Here is a 12,961-nt window from a genome sequence, read left to right on the forward strand (position 1 = left end):
TATTATGACAGTAATATCAGCAAGTTATTGACCCTGTCACAGGGTGCATGGATCAAGTCCCCCGCCACACCGCCACGGTGCTTTCAAGACATTGCCAAAGCCCGCGCACCGGCTAGGGTCGGGGTCGAGAAATCTTGGGGGGTTCATGAAGAATATCGTTCGCGGGGCGCTGCTCGTCGCCTCGGCCATGCCGGCGCTCGCCTTCGCGCAGAGCCAGGACGCGCGCAATTTCGGGGCGCGCGAGTTCATCCAGCAGATCAGCCTGTCGCCCGACGGCAGCCAGGTGGCGATGATCCAGCCGATCAGCGGGCGCGGCGACGCACTGGTGGTGGCCAATCTCGAGACCGGCGCGAGCAAGGTGGTGCTCACCGCGACGGGCGACCCCGACCAGCTCAGCAGCTGCCGCTGGGCGAGCAGCACCCGGATCGTGTGCAACATCTACATGATCCAGCAGCTCGACCAGAAACTGTCCTTCACCCGGATGGTGTCGCTCAACGCCGACGGTTCCGACCTCAAGATGCTCAGCCGGCGCGAGAATGCCAATGCGCTGGACATCATGCAGTCGGGCGGCGACATCATCGACTGGGGTCCGGACGGCTCGAACGGATCGGTGCTGATGACCCGGGTGTTCGTGCCCGAATATTCGACCGGCACCCACACCGCCAACACCCGCGACGGCCTGGCGGTGGAGCTGGTCGACGCGACCTCGCTCAAGCGCAAGATCGTCGAGCTGCCCCGGCGCAACGTCGCCGAGTTCATCAGCGACGGGCACGGCAATGTCCGGATCATGGGCATCGAGGACGAAAGCAACGGCGGCCTGAGCACCGGCCGCTATGTCTACAGCTATCGCACCGCCAACGATCGCGAGTGGAAGAAGCTGGGAGATCTGGTGTCCGATGGCGGCGGTGGCAATTATGCCGGCTTCAACCCCTATGCCGTCGATCGCGACACCAATGTCGTCTATGGCTTCGAGAACCAGGACGGGCGGCGGGCGCTCTACAGCATCGCGCTGGACGGCAGCCTGACCCGCAAGCTGGTGTTCGCGCATCCCGAGGTCGATGTCGACGGGCTGGTCCGCATCGGCCGCCAGCGCCGCGTGGTCGGGGTGAGCTATGCCACCGACCACCGCGTCACCGAATTCTTCGACCCCGAGCTGCAAAAGCTGCGCACCGCGCTGGGCAAGGCGCTGCCCGGCAAGCCGATGGTGAGCTTCATCGACGCGAGCGCGGACGAGAAGAAGCTGCTGCTCTACGCCGGCGGCGACACCGATGCGGGCACCTATTATGTCTATGACAAGGCGAGCCGCGGCCTGGCCGAGGTGCTGGCCCAGCGGCCCCAGCTCGCCAAGACCAAGCTCGCCGAGATGCGGCCGGTGACCTTCCCGGCGGCGGACGGCACGCAGATCCCCGGCTATCTGACCCTGCCGGCCGGCAGCGACGGCAAGAACCTGCCCGCGATCGTGATGCCGCATGGCGGCCCGGGCGCGCGCGACGAATGGGGCTTCGACTGGCTGGTGCAATTCTATGCCGCGCGCGGCTTCGCGGTGCTCCAGCCCAATTTCCGCGGGTCGACCGGCTATGGCGATGGCTGGTTCAAGAAGAACGGCTTCCAGTCCTGGCGGATCGCGATCGGCGACGTGAACGATGGCGGGCGCTGGCTGGCCAAGCAGGGCATCGCCGCACCGGGCAAGCTGGCGATCGTCGGCTGGTCCTATGGCGGCTATGCCGCGCTGCAGAGCGCCGCCCTCGACCCCGACCTGTTCAAGGCGATCGTGGCGATCGCGCCGGTGACCGACCTGGAATCGCTGCGCAACGAGGCCAGGGCCTATACCAGCTACAATATCGTCAGCCGGTTCATCGGCAGCGGCCCGCATGTGCGCGAAGGCTCGCCCGCCCAGAATGCCCAGAAGATCAAGGCGCCGGTGCTGCTGTTCCACGGCACCCAGGACCTGAACGTCGGCGTGGGCGAATCGCGCCTGATGGCCGATCGGCTGAAGGACGCGGGCAAGCAGGTGGAATATGTCGAGTTCAAGGGCCTTGACCACCAGCTCGACGACGACCAGGCGCGGACGCAGATGCTCGACAAGAGCGACACGTTCCTGCGGGGCGCGCTGGGGTTGCCGGCGAAGCCGTAACCATCCTCGTCGTCCCGGCGTAACCACCCTCGTCATCCCGGCGGAAGCCGGGATTTCGTGCGGCCCCTTCCCTGCGCCATCGCCTGAGATCCCGGCTTTCGCCGGGATGACGAATGGGGCGGCATGACGGAATGGGAACTGGAGACGACGCAAACGAAAAAGGGCGGCCCCGAAGGACCGCCCTCTTTTCTCGTTCCCGAAGGAAGCGAACTTAGCGCGAATAGAATTCGACGACCAGGTTCGGCTCCATCTTCACCGGGTACGGCACCTCGTCGAGGGTCGGCACGCGGGTGAAGGTGATCTTCGAGGCGCCGTCCGGCGACACGTAATCGGGGATGTCGCGCTCGGCGAGGCTCTGCGCCTCCATCACCAGCGCCATTTCCTGCGCCTTCTGCGAAAGCGAGACGATCTGGCCCGGCTTGATGCGGCGCGAACCGATGTTGCACTTCTCGCCATCGACGCGGACATGGCCGTGGTTGACCAGCTGGCGGGCCGCGAAGATCGTCGGCGCGAACTTGGCGCGGTAGACGATCATGTCGAGGCGCTGCTCGAGCAGGCCGATCAGGTTCTGCGAGGTGTCACCCTTCATCTTCGAAGCGTCCTCATAGGCGCGCTTGAACTGCTTCTCGGTGACGTCGCCGTAATAGCCCTTGAGCTTCTGCTTGGCGCGCAGCTGGATGCCGAAGTCCGACATCTTGCCCTTGCGGCGCTGGCCGTGCTGGCCCGGGCCGTATTCGCGCTTGTTCACCGGGGACTTGGGACGACCCCAGATGTTCTCGCCCATGCGGCGGTCAAGCTTGTACTTTGCGCTGGAACGCTTCGACATTTGTAATCCTTGCAACTGCTAACGACGTTGGTCCCGGTATCCGCCTGCTGGTCTCACTGAGGAGGGCAGGGCCGCCACTTCACCGGGGTGCGGGGCCATTGCGAAGGCGCGCGGTTAGCGGCGTGGGGGGCAGGAGTCAAGTTCTCCGGCGCTGCCCCGAGCCCGCCTCGGGGACGAATTGAAGCGCCGTGCTGGACAGCGAAGCGCCGCACCGCCAAGGAGCGGCCATGCAAGAGATACTCGACCCCGAAGCCTGCACGACCATGTTGGAGGTCCGTGCCGGCGTCGATGCGGTGGACGCGGCGCTGGTCCAGCTGCTCACGCGCCGCTTCGGCTATATGGATGCCGCCGCCCGCATCAAGCCCGAGCGCGGCCAGGTCCGCGACGAGGCCCGCAAGGCGCAGGTCATCGGCAATGCCCGTGCCCATGCCCGGGCCGCGGGCATCCCCGACGCGGCGATCGGCGACATCTGGGAACTGCTTGTCGAAGCCTCGATCGCCTATGAGCTCGAGGCGTTCGACCGGCGCTGAGCCGGGCTAGTTGCGGCTGCTGCCGTCGGTGCCGAGCCGACGGCTGTCGAGCGTGCGCCGGGCATCCTCGCCATTGGCGTCGTCGATCTGGCGCCATTCCTCGCGCGTATGGCAGGTCCGCTTCGCCATCATCGAGCCGGTCACGTCGAGGCTGCGGCAGATCTTCTTTTCCTTCGCCGGCGCTGCAGGCGCGGGCGCCGCGTCCTGGGCAAGTGCCGGGGTGGAAAGAGCAAGCAAGGCAATCACGGTCACGATACGCATCGGGTCCCTCCCAAGATGGGCCTTGCGTATCGCGACGCAGCGGCCGCGAGAAGCGGAACTGCATTGCCGCAATGTATCAGCCGGTGCGGTGGCGCTTCTTGCCTTCGAGCGCGGAGAGCACGCCGCGCAGCGTGCGCAGCTCCTGCGACGACCAGCCCGGCTTGGTGAGCACCGTGCGCAACGTGCGCCTGGTCGACGGCACGCGATCGGGCGGGAAATAATAGCCCGAATCCTCGAGCATCGCATCGAGCTGGCCGATCATCCCGTCGAGCTCGTCCTGCGGCGCGGGGGGATCGAGCTCCTCCTGGGTCGGCTGGGCGAGGCTCACCCCGCCCTCCGCCGCGCTCGGGACATGCTTCGACCATTCATAGGCGACGAGGATCACCGCTTGCGCCAGGTTGAGCGAGCCGAACTCCGGGTTGATCGGCACGGTGACGATGGTGCGGGCGACGGCGACGTCGTCGGTTTCCAGCCCCGAGCGCTCCGGGCCGAACAGGATCGCCGAGCGCCCTTCCTCGCGGTGGATCTCGCGCGAGGCTTCCTCCGGGGTCATCACCGGCTTGGTGACGCCACGCTTGCGCACCGTGGTGGCATAGACATGCGCGCAGTCCGCCACGGCATCGGCGACGGTCTCATAGACCTGGGCCTTCTCCAGCACGATGTCGGCGCCCGACGCGGCCGGACCGGCGCTGGGATTGGGCCAGCCATCGCGCGGGGCGACGAGGCGCATCTCGACCAGCCCGAAATTGAGCATGGCGCGCGCGGCCTTGCCGATATTCTCGCCGAGCTGCGGACGGACGAGGACGATGACGGGGGGTAGGGCCACCCGGCGCACATCCACGCCGCCGGCCTCCAACCCCTCCCCGGTCATCCTGAGTAGGGGCTGAGCCTGTCGAAGACCCGTATCGAAGGACTTTTTCGCCAACTGCCTGATCAAATCCCAATCACCTCGGATCAATGCTTCTTTCTTCGCGCGCGACCAACCCTTGATCCGGCGCTCCGCCTCGCGCGCTTCGTCGCGGGTGGCAAATTCCTCTGCCCAGACGGGCTCAACCGGGCGCCGGCCGTGGGTGTAGCCCGGAAGGGCGCCCTGCTGGTGCTGGGCTATCCGGTGCTCCACGTCCTCGGTGTGGCCGACATAATAGGAGCCGTCCGCGCAGCGCAACATGTAGACGTGGAAGCTCATCGCACCGGTCCTTCCCCCTTACCGTCCGTCCTTCGATAGGCCCCTTCGACAAGCTCAGGGGCTACTCAGGATGATCGGGTGTAGGGAAGGTAGGGAGCCGGGCTATCCCTTCCCCACCTCGCTCACATTGCCGGCGAATTCCTCGAAGTCCTTGGCCTCGCGGAAGTCCTTATAGACGCTGGCGAAGCGGATATAGGCGACCGAATCGAGGCCCTTCAGTCCCTGCATCACCAGCTCGCCGATCTTCTGCGAGGGGATTTCGGTGTCGCCCATCGTCTCGAGCTGGCGCTGGATGCCCGAGACCAGCTTCTCGATCTGCACGCTGTTGACCGGGCGCTTGCGGGTGGCGACCGAGATCGAGCGGACCAGCTTGTCGCGGTCGAACGGCTCGCGCTTGTCCTCGCTCTTGAGCACGGTGAGCTCGCGCAGCTGGATGCGCTCGAAGGTGGTGAAGCGCGCGGCGCAGGCCTCGCACTGGCGCCGGCGGCGGATCGCCGCCCCGTCTTCGGTGGGGCGGCTGTCCTTTACCTGGCTGTCTTCATGTCCGCAGAAGGGGCAGCGCATTACTCCCTCTCTCCTTCAGGGGAGAGGGCCGGGGAGAGGGGGTCGAAGGAGAAGTCTCGGCTCATGCCCCTCTCCCCGACCCTCTCCCCGCAAGCGGGGAGAGGGAGAAGGTTCATCAAAGCTCCGGGTAAATCGGGAAGCGCTCGCACAGCGCGCGGACGCGCTCGCGGACGTTCGCTTCGACCTGGGCGTCGCCCTGCTCGCCATTCTTCTTCAGGCCGTCGAGCACGTCGGCGACCATGTTGCCGATCTCGCGGAATTCGGCCGGACCGAAGCCGCGGGTGGTGCCCGCCGGCGAGCCGACGCGGATGCCGCTGGTCTTGACCGGCGGCAGCGGATCGTTGGGGATGCCGTTCTTGTTGCAGGTGATCGCCGCGCGCTCGAGCGCCTCGTCGGCGTCCTTGCCGGTCACGCCCAGCGGGGTGAGGTCGATCAGCGCCAGGTGCGTGTCGGTGCCGCCCGAAACCACCGCCGCGCCGCGCTCCTTGAGCGTGGCTGCGAGGATCTTGGCGTTCTCGACGATCGCCGCGGCGTAGCTCTTGAACTCGGGCTGGAGCGCCTCGCCGAACGCGACCGCCTTGGCAGCGATGACGTGCATCAGCGGGCCGCCCTGCAGGCCGGGGAACACCGCCGAGTTGATCTTCTTGGCGATCGCCTCGTCATTGGTGAAGACCGCGCCGCCGCGCGGGCCGCGCAGCGTCTTGTGGGTGGTCGTCGTCACGACATGCGCGTGGCCGAACGGCGTCGGGTGGACACCACCGGCGACCAGGCCGGCGAAGTGCGCCATGTCCACCATGAAGATCGCGCCGACTTCGTCCGCGATCGCGCGGAACTTCGCGAAGTCGATGTGGCGCGGATAGGCAGAGCCGCCGGCGATGATGATGCGCGGCTGGCTCTCTTTGGCCTTGGCCAGCACCTCGTCGAAGTCGATCAGGTGGGTGACGGGGTCGACGCCGTACTGGACCGCGTTGAACCACTTGCCCGACATCGCCGCCTTGGCGCCGTGGGTGAGGTGGCCGCCCGAATCGAGGCTGAGGCCCATGATCGTGTCGCCCGGCTTGGCGAGCGCGAGCATCACCGCGCCGTTGGCCTGCGCACCCGAGTGCGGCTGGACGTTGGCGAAGTCGCAGCCGAAGATCTGCTTGGCGCGGTCGATCGCCAGCTGCTCGACTTCGTCCGAGGGGTGGCAGCCCTGGTAGTAGCGCTTGCCGGGATAGCCCTCGGCGTACTTGTTGGTGAAGACCGAGCCCTGAGCCTCGAGCACCGCCTTGGAGACGATGTTCTCCGAGGCGATCAGCTCGATCTGATACTGCTCGCGCTTCAGCTCATGCTCGACGCCGGCGAAGACCGCGGGATCGGCCTCGGCGAGGCTGCGGGTGAAGAAACCGTCCGGCTGCACGCCATTGCTAACGGGATTGGTGCTCATGCGGGGTTCCTTTCGGGGTGGCTGAGCTTCTCGACCCGGCGCTGGTGGCGGTCGCCGAGGAACTCGGTTGCGAGGAAAGTGGTGATGCAGGCCTTGGCCATCTCGATGCCGACGAGGCGGGCGCCGAGGGCGACGACATTGGCATCGTTGTGCTGGCGCGCAAGGCTGGCCGAGAGCGGCTCGGAGACGAGCGCGCAGCGGGCGGCCGGATTGCGGTTGACCGCGATCGAGATGCCAATGCCCGAGCCGCACAGCGCGACGCCGCGCTCGGCCCGGCCATCCTCGATCGCCTTGGCGAGACGATAGCCGTAATCGGGATAATCGACGCTCTCGGGGCCGTTCGTGCCCAAATCGAGCACTTCGTGCCCTTCGTTACGCAACCATTCGGCGAGTTCTGCCTTCATTGCGTAGGCGGCATGGTCCGATGCGATGGCGATGGTGTGTGGCATGCGCGCTCCCCTACGCCGCGCGGGACCGGCTGGCTAGACCGACTATTCGGAGAGAAACATGCGCAAGACGATTTTCGCCCTGCTTCCCGCCCTCGCCTTGGGCCTCGCGGCCTGTTCGCCGGGCACGGAGAGCAATTTGAGCAACTCGCTGGACCGCACCGGCGACTCGCTGGAGAACAGCGTGAACGACATGGGCGATACGCTGAGCAACGCCGCGGACGATGCCGGCGACGCGTTCGACAATACCGCCAGCGACATCGGCAACCGCGCCGAGCATGTCGGCAATGCGATCGACGAGGCGACTCGCTGATGCGCGCGCTGCTGATCCTCGCGCCGGCACTGGCGCTCGCGGCATGCAACACGGCCGACAAGGCTGCGGACGCGACGGCCAATGCCACAGAGACCGCCGGCAATGCCGCGGTGGCGGTGGGCGGATCGATCGCCAATGCCGTCGAGCAGGGCGCGTCGGACCTGAAGAAGGAAGTGTCCGGCAAGCCGGTCGACCGCGACGACTGGGTCGGGCGGTGGAAGGGCGTCGAGGGGACCTATCTGGTCGTCGCCAAGGGCGCCGAGCCGGGGACCTACAAGCTCGAGATGCAGTACACGCTCGACGACAAGGGTTCGTTCGAGGGCAAGGGCACGCGCGAGGGCATTTCGTTCAAGCGGCCGGACGGCGCGCAGACGCTGCGCGCGAGCGACGGCGATGCGACGGGGTTGAAGTATCTCGCCGGCAAGAAGGACTGCCTGACCGTGCATACCGGCGAGGGGTACTGCCGGGATTGAAGTTCCTCGCCTCCAACCGTTACCCCGGCACAAGGTCGGGCAACAACGCGCGGTTACCGCTGACGCACAAGCTGATCCCCGGCCTTCGCCTGGGATCAGCCTGGTTCTTGCGGATAGCGCCCTCCGTCAGCTCCAGGGCAGCTTCGGCGTCACCCGCACCTTCATCGCCGTGACGGTTTCGAGTTCCGCGTGTTCGCTGGGCCGGTCGAATTCGAGCGAGGTGAGGACGCCGCGCCCGCAATAGAGCCGTGCTTTCAGCCGGGACATCGGATCGGACGAAGACAGCTCCACCGTGGCGATGGGGATCGAGTCATCGGTGGACAAGATCCGGCTCGATGCCGGGAACAGGATCACGCCCTGGTGGCGCTCATAGAGATTGACCTCCTGCCCGCCGAGAATGGGCTGGATCATGTTGATCCGGGCAAGGCGATCATCGAATGCGGGATGCACCTGCTCGGGAAGAGAGGACCGGACCTCGGCGAGGATGGCAGCCTCCAGCGGCAGGAAGACACGCCGATAGCCGCGCAACGTGTTGAGCATCGCTCCGAACATTTACCCCCGCCCCCGCAGCCACCCCCGCGCCCGCACCTCTGCCGCATAGGTCGCGCTAACCGGCACGCTGCCGCCGCCGGCGAGCAGCAGGCGCCATTTGCGGCCGTCGCGCTCGGCGCCTTCGACGGCCTCCGCCGCGACCCAGGCGCCGCGATGGACCTGGAGGCCGTCGAGGGCGGCGACTTCGTCCAGCGCATCGCCGAAGCGGTAATGAAGCAGCGCGCTCGTCCCGTCGCGGCGGTGGACGCGGCAATAATGGTCCTCGGCCTCGATCGCAGCCAGCTGCTCGGCAGCGATGCGGGTGCGGGCGAGCAGGCCGGTATCCGCGCGGACCGGGCACATCCGGCGCAGCAGGATCCAGGCGACCAGCGCGCAGACCGCGAAGATCACCACGCTGATCGCCGCCGCGCGCAGCCAGACGTCGAGCGGCATCACGCGCATGCTCCGGCCGATCAGTGCGCCGACGAGCGGGATCTCGATCGGCAGCGGCAGATTGAGCGGGATGGCGCCGAGCAGCGCGACGCGCGGCCAGTCGCTCGGCTTGCGCACGCCCCAGGCGAACAGCACCTGCCATTTGAGCGCGTTCCAGCCCATCAGCAGCAGCCAGAAGGCGGTGCGCTGGCCGAGCGGCAGCGCACCGGTGTTGAACCCGCCGGTGACGATCATCAGCGCCGCGGCGGCAAGGCAGGCGATCCAGAGCAGCGGAAATCCCGGCACCGGCGCTTTCGGGAACGCGCGTTTCGCGAAGCCGAACGCGCGCTTCGCGAAACCGCGCTTGCCCGGCGAGCGGGCGGCGGGGCCAGTGCGGAGCGACCGGGCGGCGGGCATGGCGAACAGGCTGCCATGGGCGGGAGCCCGCGACAACATGGAGATCGGAATGTTCGGGAAAGCCAAGTCCCTCTTTCACATCAAGCCGTTCATTTTCGTCATCCCCGCGAAGGCGGGGATCCAGAGTTACGAAGGACGTCGCTCTGTTACCCTGGATCCCCGCCTTCGCGGGGATAACGCCAAAAGAGCGCGGGGAACTGTTTGGGGTTGCACCCTCGCTGTCCTCCTCCTGCCCCTCACCGCCCACGCCCAGCATGACGACAAGGCCGCGATGGCGGCGCAGGTGGAGGCGGCGCACAAGCTCGACTGGATGCACGGAAAATGGCGCGGCGAGGCGCGGATGAAGCTGCCGGGCGGGCCGGAGCAGGTGGTCACCCATACCGAGCGGGTCGGCACTTTGCTCGACGGCACGATCACGCTGATCGAGGGCAAGGCATTCAATCCGGACGGCAGCGTGCCGTTCAATGCCTTTGCCGTGGTCTCCTACGACGCGCGGACCCAGAGTTTTTCGATGCAGAGCTATACCGGCGGGCGATCGGGCAATTTCCCCTTCACGGTGACCGAGGGCAGCAAGGGTTATGTGTGGGAGACGCCGGCGGGTCCGGGCGCCAAGGTACGCTACACCGCAGTGTTCGACGGCACCACCTGGACCGAGACCGGCGATTTCGTCGCGGAGGGCCAGCCGGCCCGCCCCTTCTTCAAGATGGTGCTCAAGCGCGTCGGCGACAGCGACTGGCCGGTCGCCAGCAGCGTGACACGGGATTGATTTTGCTGGGCTCCTGACTCTAGGGGCGTCCCCGGGAGTGCCCGCGACGAGGCGTTGCGGGCACAGGGGATAGACCCTAGAGTGACGCCGGTTCGTCACAAAGGGGTAATAGGGCGTGGCGGACCACCGCTCGTCCGCCGGGGCGTCCAGGAGCTATTGATGGGTTCGATTACCAAGACGCCGAAGAATGTCGCCGTCCGCGGCGCCGTGCACCGCCATGAGCACATGACCAAGGAGGGCCTGCTCGAGCGCGCCTTCACCTTCGCGTTCAGAGGCCTTGTCTACCCGCAGATCTGGGAAGATCCGGTGATCGACATGGAGGCGCTGCAGCTCCAGCCGGACCACCACATGGTCACGATCGCCTCGGGCGGGTGCAACGTCTTCTCGTACCTGACGGCGAACCCGGCGAAGATCACTGCGGTCGATCTCAATCCGGCACATATCGCGCTCAACAACCTCAAGAAGCAGGCAGCACTGAACCTGCCCGATTATGCGGCGTTCCACCGCTTCTTCGGCCAGGCCAACAAGGCCGAGAATGTCGAGGCCTATCGCCAGTTCATCGCCCCGCACCTCGATGCGCCGTACCGCGATTACTGGGAGCGCCGCGGCCTGAACGGCACGCGCCGCATCGAGGCGTTCAAGCACGGCTTCTACAAATACGGCCTGCTCGGCCGGCTGATCGGCTTCGTCCACTGGCTGGCGCACCGCTACGGCATCGATCCGCGCGAGATCCTGGCGGCGAAGAATATCGAGGAGCAGCGCCACATCTTCGAGACGCGCTTCGAGCCGTTCTTCGAGAAGAAGTTCCTGCGCTGGCTGGTCGACCAGCCCGCCGCCCTGTTCGGCTTCGGCATTCCGCCGGCGCAATATGACCTGCTCAAGATCGACGACAAGGCGGGCATCACCGGCGCGCTGAAGAGCCGGCTGCGCAAGCTCGCCTGTGACTTCGACCTGAAGGACAATTTCTACGCCTGGCAGGCATTCGGCCGCGGCTATGGCGAAGGTCCGGACGCGCCGCTGCCGCCGTATCTCGAGGCGAAGAACTGGGACGTGGTGCGCGCGCGCGCCAACCGCGTCGAGATCCGCCACACCAACTATGCCGACTATCTCGAGACGATGCCGGCCCAGTCGCTCGACCGCTACATCCTGCTCGATGCGCAGGACTGGATGACCGACGAGCAGCTGACCCGGATCTGGGGCGAGATCACCCGCACCGCCAAGCCCGGCGCGCGCGTGCTCTATCGCACCGCGGCGATCCCCGATGTGGTGAAGGGCCATATCCCCGAGGAGCTGATGAGCCAGTGGGAATATGAGGACCAGGCCAAGCTCGACGACTGGACGCGCCGCGACCGTTCGTCGGTCTATGGCGCGACCCACGTCTGGACGCTGAAGCCGCACGCATGAGTGCCGCGACCGGGGGCGCCGACCAGAAGGGGCTGATGGACGCGACCTATGCGCTCCATCGCCACTTCTACGACTTCACGCGGAAATTCTACCTGCTGGGGCGCGACGCGCTGATCCGCGGACTGAACCCGCCCAGGGGCGGCACGGTGCTCGAGGTCGGCTGCGGCACGGCGCGCAACCTGATCGTGGCGGCGAAGCGCTTCCCCGAGGCGCGCTTCTATGGCTTCGACATCAGCGAGGCGATGCTGGAGACGGCGCGCGCATCGGTCGAGAAGAACGGCCTCAGCGGCAAGATCACGCTGGCGCAGGGCGATGCCGGCGCGTTCGATGTGAACGCGCTGTTCGGCGTCGAGAAGCTCGACCGGGTGTTCATGAGCTACACGCTCTCGATGATCCCGCCCTGGGTGGAGGCGATCGAGCTGGGGGCGAAGGCGCTGGCGCCGGGCGGCAGCCTGCACATCGTCGATTTCGGTCAGTATGAGCGGCTGCCGGGCTTTGCCAAGCGGCTGCACTTCAAATCACTGAACGACTTCCACGTCTATCCGCGCGACACGCTGCCCGCGGTGCTCAAGCGGGTCGCGGAAGAACAGGGGCTGCGGCTCGACTTCCGCTCGACCCTGCGCGGCTATGTGTGGAGCGCGACGCTGACGCGGGACTGAACTTGGTTCGGCGCATCGTCCTGTACGGCGCGCTGCTGGCGGCGGGGACACTGCTGCTCCAATGGCTCGATTACCAGCGGCTGGTGCGCTCGCACCTCGGCGACGTCTATGTCTTCCTGATCGCGGGCGGCTTCCTGGCGCTCGGCGTCTGGCTCGGTATGCGCGGGATCGCGCGGCCGGCCCCGCGTACGTTCGACGGCAATCCCCAGGCGGTAGCGACGCTCGGCCTCTCGCCGCGGGAGCTGCAGGTGCTGGAGGAACTGCTCGCCGGGCGATCGAACCAGGAGATCGCCGAGCGGCTGGGCGTGTCGCTCAACACGGTGAAGACGCATGTCGCGCGGCTGCTGGAGAAGCTGGGCGCGAAGCGGCGCGGGGATGCGGTGGCGCGGGCGCGGGAACTGGGGATCGTGCAGTAAAGTCCCCCTCCCTGAAAGGGAGGGGTTAGGGGTGGGTCGCGTCCAGGCTTACCGAGGCGACGGGAATGCAGGAGCCGTATCGCGGTCATCCACCCACCCCCAGCCCCTCCCTTTCAGGGAGGGGAGCGTGCGCGTTTCACGCAAATCATCCTTTCGGGGGATTGCCGCAGCGGCTTG

The 12,961-nt window shown here is 66.8% G+C and carries 16 protein-coding genes; 8 read left to right on the forward strand and 8 right to left on the reverse strand.

What is annotated here, in order from left to right:
• The first annotated feature begins 145 nt into the window (after positions 1-145).
• Positions 146-2,134 carry an alpha/beta hydrolase family protein gene (locus tag ACEN8G_RS16530; RefSeq protein ID WP_413417891.1) on the forward strand — a complete coding sequence of 663 codons (1,989 nt, stop codon included), beginning with the start codon at positions 146-148 and terminating at the stop codon, positions 2,132-2,134.
• Positions 2,135-2,345: 211 nt separating this feature from the next.
• On the opposite strand, the gene rpsD is transcribed toward ACEN8G_RS16530, so the two are convergent.
• Positions 2,346-2,960 carry a 30S ribosomal protein S4 gene (rpsD, locus tag ACEN8G_RS16535; RefSeq protein ID WP_413417889.1) on the reverse strand — a complete coding sequence of 205 codons (615 nt, stop codon included), beginning with the start codon at positions 2,958-2,960 and terminating at the stop codon, positions 2,346-2,348.
• A gap of 227 nt (positions 2,961-3,187) precedes the next feature.
• On the opposite strand from rpsD, the gene ACEN8G_RS16540 reads away from it, so the two are divergent.
• Complete coding sequence (locus ACEN8G_RS16540; RefSeq protein ID WP_413417887.1) at positions 3,188-3,490, forward strand: chorismate mutase; 303 nt, start codon at positions 3,188-3,190, stop codon at positions 3,488-3,490.
• Positions 3,491-3,496: 6 nt separating this feature from the next.
• Here ACEN8G_RS16540 and ACEN8G_RS16545 read toward each other — a convergent pair whose 3' ends face one another.
• The 5 genes from ACEN8G_RS16545 to rpiB form a co-directional block, all read right to left on the reverse strand.
• Positions 3,497-3,751: a hypothetical protein gene (locus ACEN8G_RS16545; protein ID WP_413417885.1), complete on the reverse strand. Its 255-nt coding sequence runs from the start codon at positions 3,749-3,751 to the stop codon at positions 3,497-3,499.
• Positions 3,752-3,827: 76 nt separating this feature from the next.
• Entirely contained in the window at positions 3,828-4,937 is a 1,110-nt protein-coding gene (locus ACEN8G_RS16550) for a TrmH family RNA methyltransferase (RefSeq protein WP_413417883.1), read from the reverse strand.
• Between the two features lie 102 nt (positions 4,938-5,039).
• Complete coding sequence (gene nrdR, locus ACEN8G_RS16555) at positions 5,040-5,501, reverse strand: transcriptional regulator NrdR (RefSeq protein ID WP_307117490.1); 462 nt, start codon at positions 5,499-5,501, stop codon at positions 5,040-5,042.
• Between the two features lie 115 nt (positions 5,502-5,616).
• Entirely contained in the window at positions 5,617-6,927 is a 1,311-nt protein-coding gene (gene glyA, locus ACEN8G_RS16560; RefSeq protein ID WP_413417881.1) for a serine hydroxymethyltransferase, read from the reverse strand.
• Positions 6,924-7,376, reverse strand: a complete 453-nt coding sequence (gene rpiB, locus ACEN8G_RS16565; protein ID WP_307117488.1) for a ribose 5-phosphate isomerase B — start codon at positions 7,374-7,376, stop codon at positions 6,924-6,926. Before rpiB ends, glyA begins: the two co-directional genes overlap by 4 nt.
• A 58-nt stretch (positions 7,377-7,434) precedes the next feature.
• Here rpiB and ACEN8G_RS16570 point away from each other — a divergent pair, with 58 nt between their 5' ends.
• Together ACEN8G_RS16570 and ACEN8G_RS16575 are read left to right on the forward strand one after the other, a co-directional pair.
• Entirely contained in the window at positions 7,435-7,686 is a 252-nt protein-coding gene (locus ACEN8G_RS16570; protein ID WP_413417879.1) for a hypothetical protein, read from the forward strand.
• A complete protein-coding gene (locus ACEN8G_RS16575) occupies positions 7,686-8,159 on the forward strand; it encodes a hypothetical protein (RefSeq protein ID WP_413417877.1) in 474 nt (157 codons plus the stop codon). The genes ACEN8G_RS16570 and ACEN8G_RS16575 overlap by 1 nt, the downstream gene beginning before the upstream one ends.
• 126 nt (positions 8,160-8,285) lie before the next feature.
• On the opposite strand, the gene ACEN8G_RS16580 is transcribed toward ACEN8G_RS16575, so the two are convergent.
• Positions 8,286-8,699 carry a hypothetical protein gene (locus ACEN8G_RS16580; protein ID WP_413417875.1) on the reverse strand — a complete coding sequence of 138 codons (414 nt, stop codon included), beginning with the start codon at positions 8,697-8,699 and terminating at the stop codon, positions 8,286-8,288.
• A gap of 12 nt (positions 8,700-8,711) precedes the next feature.
• Positions 8,712-9,578, reverse strand: coding sequence for a LytTR family DNA-binding domain-containing protein (locus tag ACEN8G_RS16585; protein WP_413740626.1), 867 nt, complete (start codon positions 9,576-9,578; stop codon positions 8,712-8,714).
• A 232-nt stretch (positions 9,579-9,810) separates the two neighbouring features.
• Between ACEN8G_RS16585 and ACEN8G_RS16590 the strand changes: the two genes are divergently transcribed.
• From ACEN8G_RS16590 to ACEN8G_RS16605, 4 genes are all read left to right on the forward strand, one after another.
• A complete protein-coding gene (locus ACEN8G_RS16590; RefSeq protein ID WP_413419159.1) occupies positions 9,811-10,305 on the forward strand; it encodes a DUF1579 domain-containing protein in 495 nt (164 codons plus the stop codon).
• Between the two features lie 159 nt (positions 10,306-10,464).
• A complete protein-coding gene (locus tag ACEN8G_RS16595) occupies positions 10,465-11,709 on the forward strand; it encodes a DUF3419 family protein (RefSeq protein ID WP_413419161.1) in 1,245 nt (414 codons plus the stop codon).
• Entirely contained in the window at positions 11,706-12,368 is a 663-nt protein-coding gene (locus ACEN8G_RS16600) for a class I SAM-dependent methyltransferase (protein ID WP_413419163.1), read from the forward strand. Before ACEN8G_RS16595 ends, ACEN8G_RS16600 begins: the two co-directional genes overlap by 4 nt.
• A gap of 2 nt (positions 12,369-12,370) precedes the next feature.
• Positions 12,371-12,784: a response regulator transcription factor gene (locus ACEN8G_RS16605; RefSeq protein ID WP_413419165.1), complete on the forward strand. Its 414-nt coding sequence runs from the start codon at positions 12,371-12,373 to the stop codon at positions 12,782-12,784.
• Positions 12,785-12,961 lie beyond the last annotated feature (177 nt).

Source organism: Sphingomonas sp. Sphisp66 (genome assembly GCF_047324325.1).
GTDB lineage: Bacteria > Pseudomonadota > Alphaproteobacteria > Sphingomonadales > Sphingomonadaceae > Sphingomonas.

Bases quoted from the DNA above. Each gene is read 5' to 3' on its own strand.
- ACEN8G_RS16530 (WP_413417891.1), top strand. From the start codon at position 146: ATGAAGAATATCGTTCGCGGGGCGCTGCTCGTCGCCTCGGCCATGCCG.
- rpsD (WP_413417889.1), bottom strand. From the start codon at position 2,960: ATGTCGAAGCGTTCCAGCGCAAAGTACAAGCTTGACCGCCGCATGGGC.
- ACEN8G_RS16540 (WP_413417887.1), top strand. From the start codon at position 3,188: ATGCAAGAGATACTCGACCCCGAAGCCTGCACGACCATGTTGGAGGTC.
- ACEN8G_RS16545 (WP_413417885.1), bottom strand. From the start codon at position 3,751: ATGCGTATCGTGACCGTGATTGCCTTGCTTGCTCTTTCCACCCCGGCA.
- ACEN8G_RS16550 (WP_413417883.1), bottom strand. From the start codon at position 4,937: ATGAGCTTCCACGTCTACATGTTGCGCTGCGCGGACGGCTCCTATTAT.
- nrdR (WP_307117490.1), bottom strand. From the start codon at position 5,501: ATGCGCTGCCCCTTCTGCGGACATGAAGACAGCCAGGTAAAGGACAGC.
- glyA (WP_413417881.1), bottom strand. From the start codon at position 6,927: ATGAGCACCAATCCCGTTAGCAATGGCGTGCAGCCGGACGGTTTCTTC.
- rpiB (WP_307117488.1), bottom strand. From the start codon at position 7,376: ATGCCACACACCATCGCCATCGCATCGGACCATGCCGCCTACGCAATG.
- ACEN8G_RS16570 (WP_413417879.1), top strand. From the start codon at position 7,435: ATGCGCAAGACGATTTTCGCCCTGCTTCCCGCCCTCGCCTTGGGCCTC.
- ACEN8G_RS16575 (WP_413417877.1), top strand. From the start codon at position 7,686: ATGCGCGCGCTGCTGATCCTCGCGCCGGCACTGGCGCTCGCGGCATGC.
- ACEN8G_RS16580 (WP_413417875.1), bottom strand. From the start codon at position 8,699: ATGCTCAACACGTTGCGCGGCTATCGGCGTGTCTTCCTGCCGCTGGAG.
- ACEN8G_RS16585 (WP_413740626.1), bottom strand. From the start codon at position 9,578: ATGTTGTCGCGGGCTCCCGCCCATGGCAGCCTGTTCGCCATGCCCGCC.
- ACEN8G_RS16590 (WP_413419159.1), top strand. From the start codon at position 9,811: ATGGCGGCGCAGGTGGAGGCGGCGCACAAGCTCGACTGGATGCACGGA.
- ACEN8G_RS16595 (WP_413419161.1), top strand. From the start codon at position 10,465: ATGGGTTCGATTACCAAGACGCCGAAGAATGTCGCCGTCCGCGGCGCC.
- ACEN8G_RS16600 (WP_413419163.1), top strand. From the start codon at position 11,706: ATGAGTGCCGCGACCGGGGGCGCCGACCAGAAGGGGCTGATGGACGCG.